22 protein-coding genes are annotated in these 20,408 nt (G+C 60.8%); 9 read left to right on the forward strand and 13 right to left on the reverse strand.

What is annotated here, in order from left to right; all coding sequences use genetic code 11:
- Window positions 1-18 precede the first annotated feature (18 nt).
- On the forward strand, window positions 19-459 hold the full coding sequence (locus JK176_RS06250; protein ID WP_211587039.1) for a SufE family protein: 441 nt from the start codon (window positions 19-21) through the stop codon (window positions 457-459).
- A 40-nt stretch (window positions 460-499) separates the two neighbouring features.
- Here JK176_RS06250 and JK176_RS06255 read toward each other — a convergent pair whose 3' ends face one another.
- The 3 genes from JK176_RS06255 to JK176_RS06265 all read right to left on the reverse strand — a co-directional run bounded on the left by JK176_RS06255 (window position 500) and on the right by JK176_RS06265 (window position 4,032).
- A complete protein-coding gene (locus JK176_RS06255; RefSeq protein WP_211587041.1) occupies window positions 500-709 on the reverse strand; it encodes a hypothetical protein in 210 nt (69 codons plus the stop codon).
- 108 nt (window positions 710-817) lie between these two features.
- A complete protein-coding gene (locus tag JK176_RS06260; protein ID WP_249194251.1) occupies window positions 818-1,471 on the reverse strand; it encodes an energy transducer TonB in 654 nt (217 codons plus the stop codon).
- A gap of 134 nt (window positions 1,472-1,605) precedes the next feature.
- A complete protein-coding gene (locus JK176_RS06265; RefSeq protein ID WP_211587043.1) occupies window positions 1,606-4,032 on the reverse strand; it encodes a glucose/quinate/shikimate family membrane-bound PQQ-dependent dehydrogenase in 2,427 nt (808 codons plus the stop codon).
- 310 nt (window positions 4,033-4,342) lie between these two features.
- Between JK176_RS06265 and rpmI the strand changes: the two genes are divergently transcribed.
- From rpmI to lpxB, 5 genes are all read left to right on the forward strand, one after another.
- A complete protein-coding gene (rpmI, locus tag JK176_RS06270; protein ID WP_046901279.1) occupies window positions 4,343-4,543 on the forward strand; it encodes a 50S ribosomal protein L35 in 201 nt (66 codons plus the stop codon).
- Between the two features lie 14 nt (window positions 4,544-4,557).
- Complete coding sequence (gene rplT / locus JK176_RS06275) at window positions 4,558-4,914, forward strand: 50S ribosomal protein L20 (RefSeq protein WP_062033041.1); 357 nt, start codon at window positions 4,558-4,560, stop codon at window positions 4,912-4,914.
- A 98-nt stretch (window positions 4,915-5,012) separates the two neighbouring features.
- A complete protein-coding gene (pheS, locus tag JK176_RS06280) occupies window positions 5,013-6,083 on the forward strand; it encodes a phenylalanine--tRNA ligase subunit alpha (protein ID WP_211587048.1) in 1,071 nt (356 codons plus the stop codon).
- 1 nt (window position 6,084) lies between these two features.
- Window positions 6,085-8,553 carry a phenylalanine--tRNA ligase subunit beta gene (gene pheT / locus JK176_RS06285; protein WP_211587050.1) on the forward strand — a complete coding sequence of 823 codons (2,469 nt, stop codon included), beginning with the start codon at window positions 6,085-6,087 and terminating at the stop codon, window positions 8,551-8,553.
- Window positions 8,550-9,797, forward strand: a complete 1,248-nt coding sequence (gene lpxB, locus JK176_RS06290) for a lipid-A-disaccharide synthase (protein WP_211587052.1) — start codon at window positions 8,550-8,552, stop codon at window positions 9,795-9,797. Before pheT ends, lpxB begins: the two co-directional genes overlap by 4 nt.
- A 4-nt stretch (window positions 9,798-9,801) precedes the next feature.
- On the opposite strand, the gene trpS is transcribed toward lpxB, so the two are convergent.
- Complete coding sequence (trpS, locus tag JK176_RS06295) at window positions 9,802-10,791, reverse strand: tryptophan--tRNA ligase (RefSeq protein ID WP_086648774.1); 990 nt, start codon at window positions 10,789-10,791, stop codon at window positions 9,802-9,804.
- Window positions 10,792-10,833: 42 nt separating this feature from the next.
- Window positions 10,834-11,319, reverse strand: coding sequence for a c-type cytochrome (locus JK176_RS06300; RefSeq protein ID WP_349291909.1), 486 nt, complete (start codon window positions 11,317-11,319; stop codon window positions 10,834-10,836).
- Window positions 11,320-11,414: 95 nt separating this feature from the next.
- On the opposite strand from JK176_RS06300, the gene JK176_RS06305 reads away from it, so the two are divergent.
- Complete coding sequence (locus JK176_RS06305) at window positions 11,415-11,957, forward strand: thymidine kinase (RefSeq protein WP_211587054.1); 543 nt, start codon at window positions 11,415-11,417, stop codon at window positions 11,955-11,957.
- A gap of 27 nt (window positions 11,958-11,984) precedes the next feature.
- Here JK176_RS06305 and JK176_RS06310 read toward each other — a convergent pair whose 3' ends face one another.
- From JK176_RS06310 to JK176_RS06345, 8 genes are all read right to left on the reverse strand, one after another.
- Window positions 11,985-12,491 (reverse strand): FKBP-type peptidyl-prolyl cis-trans isomerase, encoded by a 507-nt coding sequence (locus tag JK176_RS06310; RefSeq protein WP_099286833.1) that lies wholly within the window; start codon window positions 12,489-12,491, stop codon window positions 11,985-11,987.
- A gap of 26 nt (window positions 12,492-12,517) precedes the next feature.
- Entirely contained in the window at window positions 12,518-13,750 is a 1,233-nt protein-coding gene (locus tag JK176_RS06315) for an argininosuccinate synthase (protein WP_211587058.1), read from the reverse strand.
- A gap of 77 nt (window positions 13,751-13,827) precedes the next feature.
- On the reverse strand, window positions 13,828-15,051 hold the full coding sequence (gene rlmN, locus JK176_RS06320) for a 23S rRNA (adenine(2503)-C(2))-methyltransferase RlmN (protein ID WP_211587059.1): 1,224 nt from the start codon (window positions 15,049-15,051) through the stop codon (window positions 13,828-13,830).
- 80 nt (window positions 15,052-15,131) lie between these two features.
- Window positions 15,132-15,893, reverse strand: a complete 762-nt coding sequence (locus JK176_RS06325) for a TlyA family RNA methyltransferase (protein ID WP_211587060.1) — start codon at window positions 15,891-15,893, stop codon at window positions 15,132-15,134.
- A gap of 7 nt (window positions 15,894-15,900) precedes the next feature.
- On the reverse strand, window positions 15,901-17,883 hold the full coding sequence (dxs, locus tag JK176_RS06330) for a 1-deoxy-D-xylulose-5-phosphate synthase (RefSeq protein WP_194268001.1): 1,983 nt from the start codon (window positions 17,881-17,883) through the stop codon (window positions 15,901-15,903).
- A 4-nt stretch (window positions 17,884-17,887) separates the two neighbouring features.
- On the reverse strand, window positions 17,888-18,793 hold the full coding sequence (locus JK176_RS06335; protein ID WP_211587061.1) for a polyprenyl synthetase family protein: 906 nt from the start codon (window positions 18,791-18,793) through the stop codon (window positions 17,888-17,890).
- Window positions 18,790-19,053: an exodeoxyribonuclease VII small subunit gene (locus tag JK176_RS06340; RefSeq protein ID WP_211587063.1), complete on the reverse strand. Its 264-nt coding sequence runs from the start codon at window positions 19,051-19,053 to the stop codon at window positions 18,790-18,792. The genes JK176_RS06335 and JK176_RS06340 overlap by 4 nt, the downstream gene beginning before the upstream one ends.
- 97 nt (window positions 19,054-19,150) lie before the next feature.
- A complete protein-coding gene (locus tag JK176_RS06345; RefSeq protein ID WP_194262381.1) occupies window positions 19,151-19,405 on the reverse strand; it encodes a sulfurtransferase TusA family protein in 255 nt (84 codons plus the stop codon).
- Window positions 19,406-19,574: 169 nt separating this feature from the next.
- Here JK176_RS06345 and JK176_RS06350 point away from each other — a divergent pair, with 169 nt between their 5' ends.
- Window positions 19,575-19,919: a hypothetical protein gene (locus JK176_RS06350; protein WP_099286825.1), complete on the forward strand. Its 345-nt coding sequence runs from the start codon at window positions 19,575-19,577 to the stop codon at window positions 19,917-19,919.
- Window positions 19,920-19,928: 9 nt separating this feature from the next.
- Window positions 19,929-20,408, forward strand: a complete 480-nt coding sequence (locus JK176_RS06355; protein ID WP_099286824.1) for a hypothetical protein — start codon at window positions 19,929-19,931, stop codon at window positions 20,406-20,408.

Here is a 20,408-nt window from a genome sequence, read left to right on the forward strand (position 1 = left end):
TAACGGAGATTGTGACGCGTGAGTGATGCCTATCTTGTTCCCCCGGAAGACACTGCTGCTGCGGCTATTGAGGAGATCGAGGCTGAACTGAGTCTGTTTGACGACTGGATGGAGCGGTATCAGTACATCATCGAGATGGGACGCAAGCTGCCGCCATTTCCGGAAGACTGGCAGGATGATGCGCATCGTGTTCCGGGCTGTCAGAGTCAGGTCTGGCTTGAAGCGATTGAGCGGGACGGGAAGCTGTTTTTTGCTGGTGCCTCCGATGCTGCGATCGTTCAGGGGCTCGTGGCGCTGTTACTGAGGGTTTACTCAGGCCGATCCAGCGCAGAAATCCTTGGGACAAGTCCGGTATTTTTGCACGAGATGGGGCTGGTCAAAGCGCTTTCGACCAACCGTGGCAACGGGGTGGAAGCCATGGCGCAGGCGATCCAGAAGCGGGCTGCCCTTCAGGCGTAAAAAAATCCCCGTTGGCTGGAGCCTTCGGGGATGTGAAATGTTACTTCGGCGCTGTTGCGGGAGCCGTGCTGCTGGTAGGTGCAGGGCACTTGGTGAACTTGCCTTTTGCGTCCCGGCAGGGCTTCGGCTTCGGAGGGGCTTCACATTTTGTGAACTTCCCCTTTTCGTCACGACACGGCTTGGCGTGAGCCATCTGGGCCCCGAGAGCCATGACGGCAAAAGCGGCAACGGACAGGCGGCGGAATGACATGATGCTGGTCTCCAGAGGGGGGCCGGGTCGTGGACGCCGCGCCCCGGTTTGGCGGAAACCATGCAATAGGTTGCGGGCGGGACGCAAGTTTCGTCACTGCCCCTAAAATCAGCGAAATCCCTGTTGGTCTACCGGGTGGGAGGCATCCCAGTCGATGCTGCCGTGATACTGCGCTGAGATGGGCTGCCCGTCCTTCAGGGCTGGGTAGTATCTTGCGAGACCGTAATAGGCGAGTGACGCGCGTTGCAGGATGGCGGGGCCGTCGCTGGCGGTGCAGTCATGGGCGATCCCGATCTGATCGATCTGGCATGTGACGGTGATGTGGGCCCCGATGGCGGCAACATCTGCGGCTTCCGGATAATGAGGGGGGGCAGAGTGCATTTTATCGAGCAGCGGATGTGTCAGGTCGGCGGACGTGTGGAAAGTGTATGTGTACTCCCACGTGCTTTGGACGGCTTTCCCATTCTCGTAAGCGGGCAGGAATTTTGAGCTATAGGCCAGATTTTCGGCGGCGAGTGCGAAGTCCGGCTGTGATGCGGTTGTCTCGCACTCTGTGGGAAAGCCCGCAGCACTGACGGTACAGCGGATATGCGCCGTTCCATTTTGGCGTTGTTCGAGTTCCGCCGGGGGGTAGATGAGCCTGCCGTGATGATGTGGGTCGAGCATGGCACCGAGGGGGCGCTCCTCGGCATGCGCTGCCATTATCGTGCTGAGAACTGCAGCCGTTATCGCGAGTGCGGGGCGGATGGCGGGCAATGTCATGGCATGTCTCTACGTCTGCGACCGAAGTATGACCATATGTAACGAACGGTTCTCTGGCCAGTCAGATGCCATCAAAAAAGGGGAGATGCCGGATGGCACCTCCCCTTTTTCATGACCTGTATGGTCCTGTCAGATCATTTCTGATCGGGCAGGGCGTAGGCAATGATGTCGTCGCCCATGCGGGTCGGGAACGAGTTGTGTCCGCCAGCATAGGTTACGATGTACTGCTTGCCGTTGATGGCATACGTCATCGGAGTGTTCTGGGCGCCAGCCGGCAGACGATCCTGCCAGAGGACCTTGCCCGTCGTCAGGTTGTAAGCCCGGATGTAGTAATCCATGGACGACGTCAGGATACCGATGTTGCCAGCCGTGGAGAGCGGGCCACCAAGGCTCGGGACACCGATCTTGATCGGCGGGAGCGGGATCGGCAGAGAGCTTCCGTACATGGAATCCCGCAGAGTGCCGTTACGGTGCTGCCAGACGACCTTGTTGGTCTTCAGGTCAATACCGGCGACATAGCCCCAAGGCGGCGTACGGCAGGGCATCTTGATGCCGAGCGGCAGCAGCACCGGATCCAGGAACGGATGCAGGTTGACGGCATAGGGGATGCCATAGTTGTGCTGCAGGCCGGTTTCGCCACCCGTGCCCTTGGCGTTTTCGTCAGGCCAGAGCGGGTTGCCCGGTCCGCGGGGAACCAGCTGGGAGACGAACGGCAGGGAGATCGGGTTGGCAAAAGCCACCTGACGCTGCGGATCGACGGCCAGACCGCCCCATTCAAACATACCCAGATCGCCCGGGAAGATAAGCGAGCCCTGAAGCGACGGCGGCGTGAAGGGGCCTTCGTAGCGCAGGCTATGGAAATAAATGCTGCAGAACATCTGGTCGAAGATCGTGCCGCCCCAGATATCGGAGTCGTTCAGCGGATTCTTCGGACGCAGGGTCAGATGCGACATGCGCTGTGTCGGGTTCGTGTAGTCGCCAGGAGCAGCGCCGCCGGGAACCGGGGTTTCCGGAGCTGCGACAATTTCCTTACCGGTGCGACGGTCGAGGACGAAGATATCGCCGGTCTTGGTCGGGATATACATGGCCGGAACAAGTGTGCCGTCCTTTTGCGTAATATCCACGAGGCTCGGCTGGGACGGAACGTCCATGTCCCACAGGTCGTGATGAACCGTCTGGTAGAACCAGGCGAGCTTGCCCGTGTCTGCGTTCAGCGCGACGATACCCGGAGCAAAACGCTCGGAATCCTTCGTGCGATACCCGCCCCACTGGTCGGGAGTGCCCACGCCCATCGGAATGTAAACGAGGTTCAGGTTCTTGTCGTAGGACGACACGATCCAGGAGTTCGGAGAATTCGGATGGAAGACGGGATGGTTTTCATCCGGAAGCTGGTTCGGGTCGGAATTCGAGGCGTCGAAGACCCAGACGCGCTTGCCGGTATAGACGTCGAATGCCTGCGTGGCGCCCGAAGCCTGCTTGACCGAACCGTTATCGGTGATCGCACTGTTGGCGATGATCAGCTTGTCCGCAATGACCGGCGGGGACGTCGGTTCGTACTGGCCGGGCGTCGTGTAGGGCTGGTTCGGAACGCGCAGATCGATTTCGCCATTGGTGCCGAAGCCCGAGCAGGTCTTGCCGGTGTCCGCGTCGACTTCAACCAGACGGCCGTCGTTAACCGGCAGGATGATGCGCTTGGCGCAGTCCGTCGGGGCCGGGTTGCCATCGGAATCGGTCGCATTGGCCGGCGTTTCGTGGAAGCTGACGCCACGGCAGGTCAGATGCTGGAAGCCGGGATTGATCTGGAGTTTCGGATCATAAACCCATTTGACGTTGCCGGTCGCGCCGTCGATCGCAAACAGCTTCTGGTGCAGAGAGCACATGTAAAGCGTGTTGTTGAATTCGATCGGGGTGGCTTCGTTCGTTGCTTCACCCGGGTCGTTGGACGTCATCATATCATGCGTATGAATATGCCACGCGACCTTGAGGTTGCTGACGTTCGATGCATTGACCTGATTCAGCGGGGACCAGCGGTCACCGGCCTGTGTACGGCCGTAAGCGTGCCATTCGCTGGCCGGGACGTTGTCCGGGTCGACGGGGGAGGCGTTGGCGATCTGCGTCGGCAGTTCGCCGCTGATGTCGTGCGGGTCCGTGAAGAGGCTGGCGAACAGGGCCAGCACCGCAACGCCAACGGCACCTGCGAGCGGCAGAATGGTCGTGCGCGTTCCGCCGATCTGGCGGGAGACGAACGGCAGCAGCAGCCAGATGCCGAGGATGATGACGATGTCCGAACGCGGGATCAGGGCCCAGATGTCGAGACCGACAACTGTGAGTTCCCAGATGACCGTTGCGAAAACGACGACTGCAAAGAGGTACAGTGCAGCCGGATTGCGTCGGAATGAGAGGAAAGCCGTGGCAAGAAGTGCCAGGCCAAGGAGGACGTAATAGAGTGGGCCGCCGATAGCGGCGACCCAAGCGCCGCCTACGGTAAGGATCGCGCCGCAAAGCGCGAAGACCGCGGCCGTTATCAGGGCCCAGAGCCCTGGCCGGGATGATGTGCTCATGATGTTCCTGAAGATGTTGTTCTGGTGCAGCACGGTGACTTCCGGACAAAGCACATGGAAGGATATCAAGGGTCAAGATGTCAGAAGGTTCACTTTGCTCACGTCACTGTGAGGACATTCACGTCGTCGTGACTTGAGGAAAGGGACCACTTATGATTGAGCGTTCAAGAAAATAATGCGCTTGCAGAATACTTTGGCCTCCGATAAGGACACCGCTTCCGCGCACGCGTCCGGGCCACGAGTGGCATGCCCGGCCGTGCAGAGTCCCTACTGTGCGAGGGACCAATCGTTTACGGCGAGGGAGACCGAAATGCCCAAGATGAAGACCAAGTCGTCGGTCAAGAAGCGGTTCAAGATCACCGCGACCGGCAAAGTGATGTGCGGCCCGGGCAACAAGCGCCATGGCCTTATCAACCGTCCGCAGAAGATGAAGCGCACCAACCGTGGTCCCCAGACCATGACGGACATGGATGCGAAGACAATCAAGCAGTGGGCGCCCTACGGGCTCTGAGGAGATAAGGTACTATGGCACGTGTCAAGCGGGGCGTAACGTCGCACGCCCGTCACAAGAAGGTTCTCGGGCTCGCTAAGGGCTATCGCGGCCGTTCGTCCACGAACTATCGCATTGCTCTGGAGCGCGTCGAGAAGGCGCTGCGTTATGCGTATCGTGACCGTCGCAACAAGAAGCGTGATTTCCGCGCCCTGTGGATCCAGCGTATCAATGCTGCTGTCCGCGAGCATGGTCTGACCTACAGCCGCTTCATCAACGGTCTGGACAAGGCTGGCATCGAGATCGACCGTAAGGTCCTCGCCGCCATTGCTTTTGACGATAGCGCCGCTTTCGGTGAAATCGTGAAGAAGGCCCAGGCCGCTCTCGGCTGAGCTTTTCCGGCTTGACCCCTCCTTGGGGTCTGGTGACTGGCGGGCCGTCCTGTTATCAGGACGGCCCGTTTTGTTTTGTGCTGCAGGAGATGGGCGGTATGGCTGACGATCTCGATATACTCAGGAATGACACGCTGGCGGCGCTGGCTGGCGCGCAGGACCGTGCGCAGTGGGACGCGATCCGCGTCGGGACACTGGGTAAATCCGGTGCGTTGACTGGTTTGCTCAAGCAGCTAGGCAAGCTGGAACCTGAGGAGCGCAAGGAGCGCGGTCAGGCGCTGAACCGTCTGCGCGACGAACTGACGGCGGCTGTCGAGGCGCGTGGTCGCGATCTTGAGGAAGAGGCGCTTCAGGCCCGTCTGCGCTCTGAGCGTGTCGATGTGACGATGCCCGCGCCTGCGGTTGTGACGGGCACCATCCATCCCATCAGCCGCACCATTGAGGAAATGACGGCCATTTTCGGCGCGATGGGTTTTTCCGTTGCCGAAGGGCCGGATATCGAGAGCCAGTGGCACAATTTCTCGGCGCTCAACACGCCGGACCATCATCCTGCACGGACCGAGCACGACACGTTCTATCTTCCGCCGGAAACAGAAGGCATGGAGCCGCGGGTGCTGCGGACGCAGACATCCGGCGTGCAGATCCGCACGATGCTTGGCTCACAGCCGCCTATCCGTATTATTGCACCCGGCCGGACGTATCGTGCCGACCATGATGCCACGCATTCGCCGATGTTCCATCAGTGCGAAGGTCTGGTGGTGGACCGCAATATCACGCTGGGTCATCTCAAAGGCTGCCTTATCGAATTCCTGCGCGTTTATTTCGACAAGCCGAACCTGCCGGTCCGTTTCCGGGCCTCTTACTTTCCGTTCACCGAGCCTTCCATGGAAGTCGATATCGGCTGGTCGAAGGCGACGGGCGAGATCGGCGGCGGGTCTGACTGGCTTGAGGTTCTGGGTTCGGGAATGATCCATCCACGGGTTCTGGCGAATTGCGGACTGGACCCCGCTGAATGGCAGGGCTTTGCGTTTGGAATGGGAATAGAGCGTCTGGCGATGCTGAAGAATGGCATCCCTGATCTGCGCTCTTTCTATGAAAGCGACCTGCGCTGGCTGCGTCATTATGGATTTTCGGCGTTTTCGCCTGCCACGCTGACGGAGGGCGTGTGACATGAAGTTCTCTCTCTCATGGCTGCGTGAACATCTTGATTTTACGGCTTCTGTTGAAGACATCTGCGCCCGGCTGAATGTCATCGGGCTTGAGGTCGAGGGCGTTGAAAACCCTGCCGACCGTCTGGTGGGTTTCCGGACGGCCAAGATTGTTGAAGCGCATCGCCATCCTGATGCGGACCGCCTGCAGGTCTGTCGTGTGGCGGCTGGCGGTGGTTTTGAAGACGTGCAGGTCGTGTGTGGTGCGCCCAATGCGCGCGCGGGTCTGCATGTGATTTTCGCGACGCCGGGGACGTATGTTCCGGGGCTCGACATTACCATCAAGAAGGGCAAGATCCGGGGGCAGGACAGCAACGGAATGCTGTGCTCCCTGAAGGAACTGGGGCTGGGCGAGGAAAGCAACGGGATTGCCGAGCTTTCCGAAGCGGCTCCGATCGGGGAGTCCTATGCTGCCTATGCGGAACTGGATGATCCGGTTATCGAGATTGCGATTACGCCCAACCGCGGCGATGCGCTGAGCATTCGTGGCATTGCACGCGATCTGGCCGCGGGAGGCATCGGACGTCTCAAGCCTTGGCTCACGGAAGCCGTGGAAGGTGATTTTCCGTCTCCGCTGGCCTGGAAAACCGAGCATCCGGCCTGTCCGTATATCGTTGGGCGCGTTATTCGGAATGTGAAGAACGGGCCGAGCCCGGACTGGCTGCGGCGGCGTCTGGAAGCCGTTGGGGTCAAGCCGATTTCGGCTCTCGTCGATGTGACGAATTACCTCACATACGATCTTGGCCGACCGCTGCATGTCTTTGATCTTGCAAAACTTAAAGGCGATACGCTGACGGTGACGCATGCCGCGCGTGAGACCTTTACCGGGCTTGACGGACGCGAATATGTGCTCGGCACCGAGGACATGGTCATTGTCGATGAGGCCGGGGTGCAGTCGCTTGCCGGGCTGATTGGCGGCGAGAGCAGCGGTGTGGATGAGAACACGACGGATGTGTTCGTGGAATCCGCTCTGTTCGATCCGGTGCGGATTGCCCTGACCGGGCGCCGTCTGGCCATTCACACCGATGCGCGGCAGCGTTTCGAGCGTGGGATTGATCCGGCGCAGGTTCTTAACGGGCTTGAGGCCGCTACGATCATGATCCGTGATCTGTGTGGCGGTGAGGTCAGTGAGATTACCGAAGCGGGCATTCTGCCGGACTGGAAGCGGACCGCGACGCTACGTTTCGAGCGTCTGAAGACGTTGGGTGGCGTGGATCTTCCGGCCGAAGATGCTGTGCGGTCGCTTGAGCATCTTGGCTTTGAGGTGACGGAGCAGACGGCGGACGCTGCGACGTTCCTTGTGCCGTCCTGGCGGAATGATATCGCTTCAGGACAGGTTCTGGCACAGGCCCCGACGCTGGACGAGGCTGTGGCGGCGAAGGCTGCAAGCCATGTTCAGGCTATGGAAGCGGAGTGCGATCTTCTTGAAGAAGTGCTGCGTCTTTACGGGCTGGACAATGTTCCAGCGGTCGCGCTGCCTCAGGCGACGGTGGTTCCGGCTCCAGCCGTGACGTCTCTTCAGGCCCGCGCGGCTCTGTTGCGGCGGATCTGTGCAGCGCGTGGACTGACCGAGACAGTCGGCTTTTCCTTTGTGGCGCAGGATGATGCTGCACTGTTCGGAGATCTGCCGGAGACCCAGCATCTTCTGAATCCGATTGCGACGGATCTGGATCAGCTTCGCCCGACCCCGCTGGTTAATCTGGCGCGGGCGCTGTCGCGCAATCTGGCGCGTGGCCTTGGCGTTTCGGGAGAAGGCGCGCTGTTCGAAGTCGGACCGTGCTTTGATGCTGAAGGGCAGCATCTGCGTCTTGCCGGGCTGCGGGCCGGACAGACAGCGCGTGAGCCGGGTGTGGCCGCGCATGACGCAACCTTGTGGGATGCGAAGGCGGATCTGTCGGCGGCTCTTGTGGCTCTGGGCGTGCCGGAAGCTGCACTGTCCGTGACGGCGGATGCGCCGGGCTTCTATCATCCGGGTCGGTCAGGGCAGGTCCGGCAGGGGCCGAAGACGGTTCTGGGCAGCTTTGGCGAACTGCATCCGCGTGTTGCGCGGGCCTTGGGCCTGAGTGGAACCGTGGTGGCGTTTGAAGTCTATCTGGATCAGGTGCCGCAGCCGAAGATCAAACGGAAATCCGTGCCTGTCCTGTCGGCGTTGCAGCCCGTCCGGCGTGACTTTGCTTTCGTCGCGGGGCCGGATGTCGAAATACAGGCCGTTCTGAAAGCGGTGCGGATGGCAGATCGCAATCTGGTGCAGGATGTGCGTCTGTTCGATGTGTTCGAAGGCGGCAGTCTGCCGGAAGGGCATCGCTCGCTCGGTGTGGAAGTGGTCTTGCAGCCGCAGAGCGAGAGTCTTACGGATACGCAGCTTGAAGCGGTTTCCAAATCGGTGGAAGCTGCGGTTCTCAAGGCAACAGGGGCAGTACTGCGTCGATGAACTCTCTTCCAGAATCCGGATCTGACGGACAGGCCACGGCGGACCCTTCCCAAAAGACCACGCCTTTGCCCCGTTACGGGCGGGTGATCTGGATTCTGGCAGGTGAGGCCAGCGGAGACGTGATTGGCGCGCGCCTGATGCAGGCGCTTCATGCGCAGGACCCGTCGCTGGTTTTTGCTGGCGTTGGCGGGGGGCGCATGGAAGCGCTGGGGCTGCACAGCCTGTTTCCCATGAGCGATCTGGCGGTGATGGGGTTTGTCGAGGTTCTGCCTCGCCTGCGGCATCTGTCGCAGCGGCTTCTGGAGGCCGTGCAGGATATCGAACTGCGCAAACCCGATCTTGTCGTGACGATCGACAGTCCGGGTTTTGCTCTGCGACTGTTGCAGAAAATCGAGCGTTCCGGGATCAAGCGCGTTCATTATGTGGCGCCGCAGGTCTGGGCTTGGCGGGAAAGCCGGGTCAAGGAATTTCCGGGTCTGTGGGACAGGCTTCTTTGCCTGTTGCCTTTCGAGCCTGAATGGTTTGCAAAACGCGGACTTGAGGGGCGGTTTGTCGGGCATCCGGTGCTCCAGTCCGGCGTACGGCAGGGGAATGCGCAGCGGTTCAGGCTGAGGCACAATATTCCGCCCCATGCGCCGGTCGTGATCCTGATGCCGGGTAGTCGGCGTTCGGAAGCGCCCCGGCTTCTGCCTGTGTTTCGTAAGATGCTGGATCTTCTGCGGGTGCAGTATCCGGATATCTGTCCTGTGATCCCGGTTGCGCCTGTTATTGCGCCGACGATTCGTCAGTTGATCCGCAAATGGCCGATCCAACCGCATATCGTCACGGACATTCATGACAAGCATGATGCTTTTGCAGCCGCGCAGTGTGCCCTGACCAAGTCAGGGACTTCCACGCTGGAGCTTGCGATGGGCAATGTGCCGATGGCGGTGACGTATCGGGTCAACCCGGTGACGGCGACGATCGCGCGGCGTCTGATCAAAGTGCCGCATGTGGCGATGGTCAATCTGCTGGCAGGGCGGGAAGTTGTGCCGGAACTGCTTCAGGAAGACTGTACGCCAAAGAAACTGGCCGAGATGGTCTCGAAGCTGTTGAGCGATCCGCAGATGGTGGAAAAGCAGCGTATGGCGTTTGCCGATGTGCTTGAGATGCTTGCACCGCCGGTGGGAACGCCCGCAGATGCTGCCGCCGCCGAGATCATGGATCTGCTGAACGAGCCGGTTTCCCGGTCGTCCAGCATCTGAAATCCTAGCGCAGGAAGCCGACGAGGCGTTCGGCTTCCTGAACGATCGGTTCCGAAACGCTGTTTGCACGTTCGGCACCGGCACGCAGAACCGAGAGCAGATGCGCTTCGTCCTGAAGCAGGCGCTGCGTTTCGCTGGCGACCGGAGCCAGACGTTCCACCAGAAGATCCGCGAGAGCGTTCTTGAACGGGCCAAAGCCCTGACCGCTGAAACGGGCCAGAATGTCTGCCGGTGTTTCATCCGACATGGCTGCATAGATGGAGACGAGGTTCCGGGCTTCCGGACGTTCGCTCAGACCGTCCATTTCGCTGGGGAGCGGTTCGGAATCAGTTTTGGCGCGGCGGATCTTCAAGGCGATGTCATCTGCCGTGTCGGTCAGGACGATGCGGCTCTGTTCTGACGGGTCGGATTTGGACATTTTCTTGCTACCGTCGCGCAGGCTCATGACGCGGGCCGCGGCAGGCGGAATGAAGGCTTCCACTTGCGGGAAGAACTCCACGCCCATGTCATGATTGAATTTCTGGCCGATATCGTTGGTAAGTTCGATATGCTGGCGCTGGTCTTCGCCGACGGGGACGCGGGTTGCATGGAAGGCCAGAATGTCAGCGGCCATCAGGTTGGGATAGACATACAGGCCCGCCGAATGGTTCTCGCGGTTCTTGCCAGCCTTGTCCTTGAACTGGGTCATGCGGTTGAGCCAGCCGAGGCGTGAGACGCAGTTGAAAATCCAGCCGAGGCGGGCATGCGCGCTGACGGCGGACTGGTTGTATAGACGTGTGGGTTCGATTCCGGCCGCGAGCAGGCAGGCTGTTGAGCCGAGTGTCTGTTCACGCAGGGTCTGCGGGTCCCAGGGCATGGTGATGGAATGCAGGTCCACCAGACAGAAGACGCAGTCATGGTCTTTCTGCAGCGTGACCCAGTTGCGGATTGCTCCGAGATAATTGCCCAGGTGGGGAATGCCGGTTGGCTGAATGCCGGAAAATACGCGCTGCATGGGTTCTGTCTTTATTTGCTGGGAAAGGGGAAGCGAACGGCTTCAATGAACGGGTGTTTGCAGGTCCAGCCTCTGGCGTTCCTGCAGGACATCCGCCGCCGACATCGGATGAACTCGTGCCGCTGCGATATCGGCGGCGGTGAATTTGGGGGCGTCTGCGGGCATTTCCTGACTTGCGACGAATGTCAGGATGCGGGCGATTTCGTCGTTGGAAAGGCGATGGAAAGAGGGCATGGAGCTGTTGTAATGGCCGTCTCCCGCCGTGATGGGGCCGTTTAGTCCGTAAAGCAGGACATCGACAAGATAGTGATGACCGGCAGGGGACTGGGCAATCGGGCCAACGCGACCGAAGATGGGGGCGACTTCAGAAACCTGACCATGACCGCCATGATGGCAGGTGCTGCATTCATTGGCGTATTCGCGCGGGGCCTGAGCGCGATTTTCCCAAGCATGACCGACAACGAAGACCGCCACCATGAAAATGGCGAGAAACAGGGGAAGTCGGACGGCTGGGTCAATTCTGATCACAGTGTCGTTGTCGCATTTTCAGAGCCGTTTCAGCAAGTCCGGGGCTTGGCAAATCGGCTGTAATAGGGCTCATGGCGCTATCGGGAGGAGAAACCATGACCGTCAGAGGCCGTCTTGTAGTGTATATGGGGCCGATGTTTGCGGGAAAATCCGCGCATCTGATTGCCGCAGCGAGAAAGCAGACGGATATTCTGGCCCTCAAACCCGGCTTTGATACGCGCGATGGCTCAGAGCTTGTCAGCCGGGATGGATCTCATCTCGCTGCGATGTCGGTGAACACATGGCCCGAAGATGCGGACCGGTACGGCCATATCGTTCTGGATGAGGGGCAGTTCTGGGTTGCGCCGCATTATCAGGGCGATATCGTTGAAGATATCCGGGATGTTCGGTCGCGGGGCGTGGATGTGACCGTCGGGGGGCTTGATACCGATTATCGGCGCGTTCCGTTCGACGTCATGGAGCGGCTGAGGGAAGAGGCCGACGAAGTTATTGTCCTGAAGGCCCGCTGTCATGTCTGTGGCGCGCCTGCGGTATGGACCGCCAAAACCCATGACACCGGCCATCTGCTGGAGACGGGCGATCAGGAGCTTTATGAAGCGCGCTGCGAGGCGCACTGGACCCTGCCGGAACGGCCCTGAAGGCGGCTCCGGCAGAGATGACGGCTGTTACTGCTGGCCGCCGCCACCGTTGTTGACGCCCAGCAGACGGATCTTGAAGATCAAGGGGCTGTTGGGCGGGATGATGCCCATGGAGCGCTTGCCGTAGCCAAGGTTTGGCGGCAGATAGAGCATCCATTCGTCGCCGACATGCATCATGGGAAGGGCTTCAAGCCAGCCCTGCACAAGGCCGTCGAGCGGCATTTCCATGTAGGCGCCGTTGCCGTGCTGGTCGGAGCTGTCGAAAATACCGCCATCCGGAAGGCGACCCTCGTAGATGACCATGATGGTTGAGCCGTGATGCGGGCTGTCACCATCTTTCGGGCCTGACTGGAGAACCTTGTAGGCCAGGCCGTCCGGCAGGGTCTTGACGCCGGGCTGGGCATGGATTTTCGCCATGAACTGCGCCGGTGTCAGGTCGGAATCATCCACCGGCTTGGGAGCGCCCGAGCAGCCCGCGAGGGCAAAGGCGCCACACAGGGCGAAAGCGGATGTAAGACGGATCAGACTGGTCATGGTTTCCCGGGGAGTCAGTTGAGAAGTCAGAGCGTGCCGCCGCGACGGCCGATCTGACCGCCGAGCCGCAGACGCAGGGCGTTGAGCTTGATGAAGCCCTGTGCATCCTGCTGATTATAAGCACCTTCGTCGTCCTCGAAAGTCACGACGCGGGTATCGTACAGGCTGTTCGGGCTCTCACGGCCAACGCAGGTCACATTGCCCTTGTACAGACGCATGCGGACACGCCCGGTCACGGAATGCTGGCTGGTGTCGATGAGGGCCTGAAGCATCCGGCGCTCGGGCGAGAACCAGAAGCCGTTATAGATGATTTCGGCATAGCGCGGCATGATGCTGTCCTTGAGATGGGCAGCTTCGCGGTCGAGCGTGATGCTTTCGATGGAGCGGTGCGCAGCTAGCAGGATCGTGCCGCCCGGCGTTTCGTAGATGCCGCGGGACTTCATGCCGACGAAGCGGTTTTCTACGATGTCGAGACGACCGATGCCGTTGTCGCGGCCCAGTTCGTTCAGGCGGGTCAGCAGGGTTGCCGGAGTCATTTCGACGCCGTTGATGGCGACCGGGTCACCGTTGACGAAGTCGATGGCGATTTCGGTTGCGACGTCAGGAGCAGCTTCCGGCGAGATCGTGCGCTGGAAAACGATTTCTTCGGCTGCGATCGATGGGTCTTCGAGCAGCTTGCCTTCGGAAGAGGAGTGCAGAAGGTTCGCATCCACGGAGAACGGGGCTTCGCCGCGCTTGTCCTTCGTGACGGGGATCTGGTTCTCTTCAGCGAAGGCGAGGAGCTTTGTGCGGGACGTCAGATCCCACTCGCGCCACGGTGCGATGACCTTCACGTCCGGCTTGAGCGAATAATAGCCAAGTTCGAAACGGACCTGATCGTTGCCCTTGCCGGTCGCACCATGCGCCACGGCATCGGCACCGACGGCTTCGGCAATCTCAATCTGGCGTTGTGCGATCAGCGGACGGGCGATGGACGTGCCCAGCAGGTACTGGCCTTCATAGAGCGTGTTGGCCCGGAACATCGGGAACACGAAATCCTTGACGAAGGTTTCGCGCAGATCCTCGACGAAGATTTCCTTGACGCCGAACATCTCGGCCTTCTTGCGGGCCGGTTCCAGTTCTTCGCCCTGTCCGAGGTCGGCGGTGAAGGTGACGACCTCGCAGTTATAGGTTTTCTGGAGCCAGCGAAGGATAACCGAAGTGTCCAGGCCGCCAGAATAGGCGAGCACAACTTTCTTGACGTCCTGGTGGGCACTCATAACGGTGTGGTCCTTGGTGTGTTTCGTTTGAGGAGCGTTTCTAGCAGTTCAGCCGACAGAGGGAAACCGGGCGCGTGTCAGGTATCGGATACGGCTGTACGGCGCTGGCGTTCGCTTTCGGTTTTCAACTGGCCGCAGGCTGCGAGGATGTCCTGTCCACGGGCTGCGCGGATGGGAGAGGCGAACCCTGCGTCCATCACGATATTGGCGAATTTCGCGATCTGCGCGCGGCTGGACGGCTGGAAGTCCGAGCCAGGCCAGGGATTGAACGGGATCAGGTTCACCTTGGCTGGAAGGTCGCGAATCAGACGGACCAGTTCGCGGGCATCGGCTTCGCTGTCGTTCACGCCGCGGAGCATGATGTATTCGAAGGTGATGCGTCGAGCATTGGACGCAGCCGGATAGCGGCGGCAGGCGGCGATCAGGTCTTCGATCGGATATTTACGGTTGAGCGGGACGATCTGGTCGCGGAGTTCGTTCGTCACGGCATGCAGGGAGATCGCGAGGTTGATGCCAAGCTCTTCGCCACAGCGATCCATCATCGGAACGACGCCGGATGTTGAGAGCGTGATGCGGCGGCGGGAGAGGGCGATGCCTTCACCATCCATGATGATCCGCATGGCTTTTGCGACATTTTCGTAATTATAGAGCGGCTCACCCATGCCCATCAGCACGATCGTGGAGAGATAGCGTGGCATGTCCGCGCTGGGGCTGGGCCATTCGCCATAGCTGTCCCGGGCGGCCATAAACTGACCGACGATCTCGGCAGGGCCGAGGTTACGGACAAGCTTCTGGGTGCCGGTGTGGCAGAAGGTGCAGGACAGGGTGCAGCCGACCTGTGAGGAAATGCAGACAGCACCTCGGTCTTCCCGACGATCCGGAATATAGACGGTTTCGGCTTCCTGACCGTCGCGGAAGCGGAAGAGGAACTTGCGCGTCTCGTCCACGGAGGTCTGTTCGGTTGCGGTCTCGGGGCGGCTGACGACGAAATGTTCGGCGAGTTTGGCCTGCATCGGCTTGGCGATGGTGGTCATGGCCGAGAAATCGGTCGCACCCTGATGGTAAATCCAATGCCAGAGCTGCTTGGCGCGGAAGGGCTTCTCGCCGATATCCGTCATGAGCGCGGCCAGCTCTTCGCGTGACAGGCCCACCAGATCGCGTCGCCCGTCTGCGAGACGCGCCTCGGGCGGTGCGAAGAGAGCGGATTTCGCATGAATGCGCTCGCGCTCGGCGGCGTTCAGGTCGTCGGAGGCGACGGAATTGATTCGGGGGCGGATGTCGGGATGGATTACGGCTGTCATGACGGCGGAGCCATAGCACGGAGAAGACCCGCAGTTCCAAAGGAAAAGCGCGGTCTTTCCGGGAAAACCGTTTTGGAAAACTATTCGGCGGTGGGCTGTGTCGTATCGGTTTTGCGGGCTGCGATCAGGAATTCGCGGTTGCCTTCGGGGCCGGTGATGGGGCTCGCTTCGATCCCGAGGACTTCCCAGCCAGGGAGGGTGGCGAACCATTCCCGGATTTCTTCGCAGACACGTTCATGAACCGCAGGGTCGCGGACGACGCCTTTCGCACCAACCTCGCCGCGTCCCGCTTCGAACTGCGGCTTGATGAGGGCTACGGCCCAGGCATCCGGGGTCGTGAGTTCAAGGGCTGCGGGTAGGACAGTGCGCAGGCCGATGAAGCTTGCATCGCAGACGACGATTCCAGCGGGCTCGGGGATCTGTTCGACCGTCAGAGCACGGGCATTCGTTTTTTCCATGACGACGACGCGCTCGTCCGAACGGATTTTCCAGGCAAGCTGTCCGTGTCCGACATCCACGGCATAGACCTTTTCGGCACCGTGGGTCAGGAGGACGTCTGTGAAGCCTCCGGTCGAGGCGCCGACGTCAATGGCGATACGGCCTTTCGGGTCCAGCCCGAAATGTTCAATGGCGTGAATCAGCTTGAGCCCGCCGCGCGAGACCCAGGGATGGTCCTGCCCTTTGAGGGCAAGGGGGGCATCCTCGGGAAGCTGGTCGCCAGCCTTCGCGATCCGGCGGTCGCTTGTATAGACGAGGCCAGCCATGATCAGGGCCTGTGCCCGCGTCCGGCTTTCGACCAGCCCCCTGTCAACAAGGAGCTGGTCGGCGCGGCGTTTGGCCATCAGTCGCTCAGGCGGACTGCTGGGCGACGTCCACGCCCAGAGCCGTGGCTGCGACATGCACGATGTTCGGCGCGGTCAGGCCGGCTTCTTCGTACTGGGCGTCCTGCGTGTTGTGGTCGATGTAACGATCCGGCAGGGCGAGCGGGCGGAACTTCACCTTGTCCAGCAGGCCGGTCTCGGCAAGGTGCTGCACGACGAGGCTGCTGAAGCCACCAATGGCACCTTCTTCAAGCGTGATGAAGACTTCATGCTGGTTGGCCAGATCTTCGACAAGAGCCTTGTCGATCGGCTTGGCGAAACGGGCATCGGCGACCGTAACGGGCACGCCCTGTGCGGCCAGCTGATCTGCGGCGCGCAGGGATTCATGCAGGCGCGGACCAAGCGACAGGATGGCGACGCCACCGCGGGCGTTCGGAGCGCGGCGGGCTTCGCGGACGATGCGGCCCTTGCCGATTTCCAGAACTTCGCCCTTTTCCGGCAGATCAAGCCCGATACCGTTGCCGCGCGGGTAGCGGAAGGCGATCGGTCCGGCGTCATATTCACAGGCCGTCGCCGTAGCGTGCAGCAGTTCGATCTCGTCGCACGGTGCCATCACGACCATGTTCGGCAGGCAGCACAGGTAGTTCAGGTCGAACGAACCGGCATGGGTGGCGCCATCGGCACCGACCAGACCGGCGCGGTCGATGGCAAAGCGGACGGGGAGGTTCTGGAGCGCCACGTCGTGAACGACCTGATCGTAGGCGCGCTGCAGGAAGGTCGAATAGATCGCGCAGAACGGGCGCAGGCCTTCGGATGCAATACCGGCGGCGAAAGTGACGGCGTGCTGTTCGGCAATCCCCACGTCGAAGAAGCGATCCGGATAGGCCTTGGCAAACGCGCTCAGACCCGTGCCGGACGGCATTGCCGCGGTGATCGTCACGAGCTTGTCGTCGGTCTTGGCGCGGCGCATCAGTTCGCGGCTGAAGATGGAAGTGTAGCTCGGCGGACCGGCCGGAGCCTTCTTCTGCTCACCCGTGACGACGTTGAACTTGCTGACAGCGTGATACTTGTCACCGGCGGCTTCAGCGGGTTTGTAGCCGCGGCCCTTTTCGGTGATGATGTGCAGCAGGATCGGACCCTGATCGTCGGCATCGCGCAGATTGCGCAGGATCGGCACGAGCTGGCTCATGTCATGTCCGTTGACCGGGCCGACGTAATAGAAGCCGAGCTCTTCAAACAGCGTGCCACCGGTGATCAGGCCGCGGGCATATTCTTCGGCGCGCTTGGCGGTGCGCTCGATCTTGCCCGGAAGGCGCTTCGCGACCTTGCCGGCGAGATCGCGCAGGCTGAAGAACTGGCGCGAAGACATCAGGCGCGACAGGTAGTCAGACATTGAGCCGACCGGGGGTGCGATCGACATTTCGTTGTCGTTCAGCACCACGATCAGGCGGTTTGCGCCGGGGCCTGCGACTGCAGCGTTGTTCATGGCTTCATAGGCCATGCCAGCCGAAATCGAGCCGTCGCCGATCACCGCAATCACGTTACGCTCGTGATAGCTCGGGTCTTCTTCCGCGCGCAGATGGTGCGCAACGGCCATGCCGAGGCCAGCCGAGATCGACGTCGAGGAATGTGCTGCGCCGAACGGGTCGTATTCGCTTTCCGAACGACGGGTGAAGCCGGACAGGCCTTCGGGCTGGCGCAGGGTGCGGATCCGGTCGCGGCGACCGGTCAGGATCTTGTGCGGATAAGCCTGATGGCCGACGTCCCAGATGATGCGGTCGTCCGGTGTGTTGAAGACGGCGTGCAGGGCAACGGTCAGTTCGACCACGCCAAGAGAGGCGCCAAGATGGCCACCCGTGGTGGAGACGGCGTCAACGGTTTCCGAGCGCAGTTCGTCGGCAAGCTGCTTGAGCTGATCGACGGACAGGTTCCGCATGTCGGCAGGGAAGCGGACGCGATCCAGTTCGGGATAGCGGCCATAGGTAGGAATCGTAGAGGAATTCTTGCTCATGGGATCAGTTCCTGCGCTCGACGACATAATCTGCCAGTGCCCTGAGGGCGTCGGCCTGTGCACCGAAAGATGAAAGAGCCTCCCGGGCCCGGTCGCTCAGGCGACGGGCTTCGGCGCGGGCACCGTCGATGCCAAGCAGGGAGACATAGGTTGATTTGCCGCTGGCTTCGTCCTTGCCAGCGGTTTTGCCGAGTTCCTCGGCGGTAGCGGTAGAATCCAGAACGTCATCGGCGACCTGAAACGCGGTGCCCAGATCGCGGCCGTAGGCGACGATGGCGGCGCGGCGTTCATCGTCCACATCAGCCAGAATGGCGCCGGACTCGGCGGCATAGCGGATGAGGGCGCCGGTTTTCAGGGCGTGCAGACGGCGCACCTGATCCAGCGGCAGGGCGCGGCCTTCGCCACGGATATCGATGACCTGACCGCCAACCATGCCAGCCGATCCCGAAGCCTGCGCAAGGGCGAGGGCCAGATTGGCACGGACAGACGGACTGGGACTGGTTTCGGGTTCGACAAGAATTTCGAAAGCACGGGTCTGCAGGGCGTCACCTGCCAGAATCGCGATCGCTTCGTCGAACTGCTTGTGTGTGGACGGCTGACCGCGTCGCAGGTCGTCGTCGTCCATGGACGGCAGATCGTCATGGACCAGCGAATAGGCGTGCAGCAGTTCGACCGACGCGGCAACGCGCAGGGCGGCTTCACGGTCTGCGCCAAACAGTGTCGCAACTTCGACAGCCAGAAAACCGCGCAGACGCTTGCCGCCGCCGAGGGCGGCATAACGCATGGCGTCCAGAAGAACAGACTCGTCTCCCGGAACCATGGGCAGAAGGGCGTCGATTGTGCTTTCGATTTCGGCACAGGCGCGGAAAAGCGCGTCTTTCAGGGAAACAGACGGGGTAGGGGCATTCATCGGCCGGAGTCTCCGGTATCGGCAAGAGGCTCCGTGCCTGTCGTGCCGTCATCGTTCTGCACGATGGCACGCACACGCATTTCGGCCTCTCCCAGCTTCGCATCGCAATGTCTGCGCAGGGCAGCACCGCGTTCATAGGCGGAAATAGCGTCCTCGAGTTTCATCTGACCGCCTTCAAGGCCACGGACGATCCTCTCCAGTTCGGACAGGGCATCCTCAAAAGACAGGGCATCCATGGGGGAATCAATGGGTTCGGGCATGAAAAGCCTCAAGGCACACTTTGGAACAAGGTAGCGAGGGGATTACAGGCAGAAGACAGTTTTTGCCAGCCCCGCACACGGGAACGCTGGAGTTTCCTCAGGAGGGTGACGTTTCTGCACGTCGCCGGATCACGAAGGAAAGCATGCCTGCGGTTTCCGTGAACGCAATGAGCGCATGGCCGGTTTCGCGGCAATAGGACTGGAAATCCGCCACTGAGGCGCGGTCGGTGGCGAGGATGCGCAGCTTCGCGCCCGGGGCCATGTCACGCAGGGCGCGATTGGCTTTGAGGACGGGCATGGGGCAGGCCAGACCACGCAGATCGAGAAGTGTTTCTGTCGGAAGAACAGTCATAGGACGCAATTATGCGCCTATCTCCGAAGGGGGCCAAGTCGGCTTTTGGTGCGCTTGCCTGAAGGTTTCAGGTTTTCATTGATAAATCAGGTGCTTGTTTCTATATTAATGGCTTAATGCCACAAAAGCGTTCCTTCCGGGGAGCGCTTTTTTTTATTTGGGGGACGGCATGTCGGACGGGGAAGGCCAGGTAGTCAGTCTGGCTGATGGAAATGAGAGACGCGCTTATACGCTTCGGATGCTCGAAGATCGGGTTCTGCGATTGGAGACGATCGCGGGGGGGCTTTCGGATCGATATGAGGAATTGCGCACCGAGATGCGGCAGGAAATCTCGTCGCTACGGGATCAGATGAAGCTGCTGGAAACGAAGGTTGATGAGGGGAATCGCGTGGTTAACGGGAAGCTGGACCGGCTGATCGGAGGGCGGGCGGTCATTACTGGGATCATCACACTGGTCACATCCATTCTGGGGACGGGCATGGTGCATGTCGCCCTGTCCCTGACCACGAAGTGAGGAGATGCCATGAGTGGAATTGATGCAGGCCAGCTCAAGCATCTGGTAGTTGCTCCAGCACTGGCGGCGCTCGGGCTAGATGGGGACGTTGCGGTCAATCTGGTGACGGGCACGGCGCTTGCGGAAAGTCGGGGGACATATGTCCGGCAGATTGGTGGGGGCCCGGCTCTGGGTTTGTGGCAGATGGAACCCGCGACGCATGACGACTGCTGGGTCAACTTTCTGTGTTATCCGGCTGGCAGGAGGTTCGAGCGGATTCTGGAGGGGATGCTCTCGCAGGATCTGCCCCGAAGCGCGCAGCTTGTTTCCAATTTGAGATATGCCTCGGCAATGGCCCGCATCCGGTATTACCGGACGCCGGTCTCCCTGCCGTCGTCGAGCGATCCGGCCGTTCTGAGCCGTTTTCACAAGCAGTATTACAACACGGCTGCAGGGGCGGCTGACCCTGTGGCCAACATCCCGTTTTTCCGTCAGGCGGTTATGGTCTGA

The sequence above is a fragment of the Gluconobacter sp. Dm-73 genome (assembly GCF_018256215.1).
Classification (GTDB): Bacteria; Pseudomonadota; Alphaproteobacteria; order Acetobacterales; family Acetobacteraceae; genus Gluconobacter; species Gluconobacter cadivus.

Bases quoted from the DNA above. Each gene is read 5' to 3' on its own strand.
- JK176_RS06265 (WP_211587043.1), bottom strand. From the start codon at position 4,032: ATGAGCACATCATCCCGGCCAGGGCTCTGGGCCCTGATAACGGCCGCG.
- JK176_RS06355 (WP_099286824.1), top strand. From the start codon at position 19,929: ATGAGTGGAATTGATGCAGGCCAGCTCAAGCATCTGGTAGTTGCTCCA.
- rpmI (WP_046901279.1), top strand. From the start codon at position 4,343: ATGCCCAAGATGAAGACCAAGTCGTCGGTCAAGAAGCGGTTCAAGATC.
- lpxB (WP_211587052.1), top strand. From the start codon at position 8,550: ATGAACTCTCTTCCAGAATCCGGATCTGACGGACAGGCCACGGCGGAC.
- pheS (WP_211587048.1), top strand. From the start codon at position 5,013: ATGGCTGACGATCTCGATATACTCAGGAATGACACGCTGGCGGCGCTG.
- JK176_RS06310 (WP_099286833.1), bottom strand. From the start codon at position 12,491: ATGACCAGTCTGATCCGTCTTACATCCGCTTTCGCCCTGTGTGGCGCC.
- JK176_RS06335 (WP_211587061.1), bottom strand. From the start codon at position 18,793: ATGAATGCCCCTACCCCGTCTGTTTCCCTGAAAGACGCGCTTTTCCGC.
- JK176_RS06315 (WP_211587058.1), bottom strand. From the start codon at position 13,750: ATGAGTGCCCACCAGGACGTCAAGAAAGTTGTGCTCGCCTATTCTGGC.
- JK176_RS06305 (WP_211587054.1), top strand. From the start codon at position 11,415: ATGACCGTCAGAGGCCGTCTTGTAGTGTATATGGGGCCGATGTTTGCG.
- JK176_RS06350 (WP_099286825.1), top strand. From the start codon at position 19,575: ATGTCGGACGGGGAAGGCCAGGTAGTCAGTCTGGCTGATGGAAATGAG.
- JK176_RS06345 (WP_194262381.1), bottom strand. From the start codon at position 19,405: ATGACTGTTCTTCCGACAGAAACACTTCTCGATCTGCGTGGTCTGGCC.
- JK176_RS06260 (WP_249194251.1), bottom strand. From the start codon at position 1,471: ATGACATTGCCCGCCATCCGCCCCGCACTCGCGATAACGGCTGCAGTT.
- rplT (WP_062033041.1), top strand. From the start codon at position 4,558: ATGGCACGTGTCAAGCGGGGCGTAACGTCGCACGCCCGTCACAAGAAG.
- rlmN (WP_211587059.1), bottom strand. From the start codon at position 15,051: ATGACAGCCGTAATCCATCCCGACATCCGCCCCCGAATCAATTCCGTC.
- dxs (WP_194268001.1), bottom strand. From the start codon at position 17,883: ATGAGCAAGAATTCCTCTACGATTCCTACCTATGGCCGCTATCCCGAA.
- JK176_RS06340 (WP_211587063.1), bottom strand. From the start codon at position 19,053: ATGCCCGAACCCATTGATTCCCCCATGGATGCCCTGTCTTTTGAGGAT.
- pheT (WP_211587050.1), top strand. From the start codon at position 6,085: ATGAAGTTCTCTCTCTCATGGCTGCGTGAACATCTTGATTTTACGGCT.
- JK176_RS06255 (WP_211587041.1), bottom strand. From the start codon at position 709: ATGTCATTCCGCCGCCTGTCCGTTGCCGCTTTTGCCGTCATGGCTCTC.
- trpS (WP_086648774.1), bottom strand. From the start codon at position 10,791: ATGCAGCGCGTATTTTCCGGCATTCAGCCAACCGGCATTCCCCACCTG.
- JK176_RS06325 (WP_211587060.1), bottom strand. From the start codon at position 15,893: ATGGCCAAACGCCGCGCCGACCAGCTCCTTGTTGACAGGGGGCTGGTC.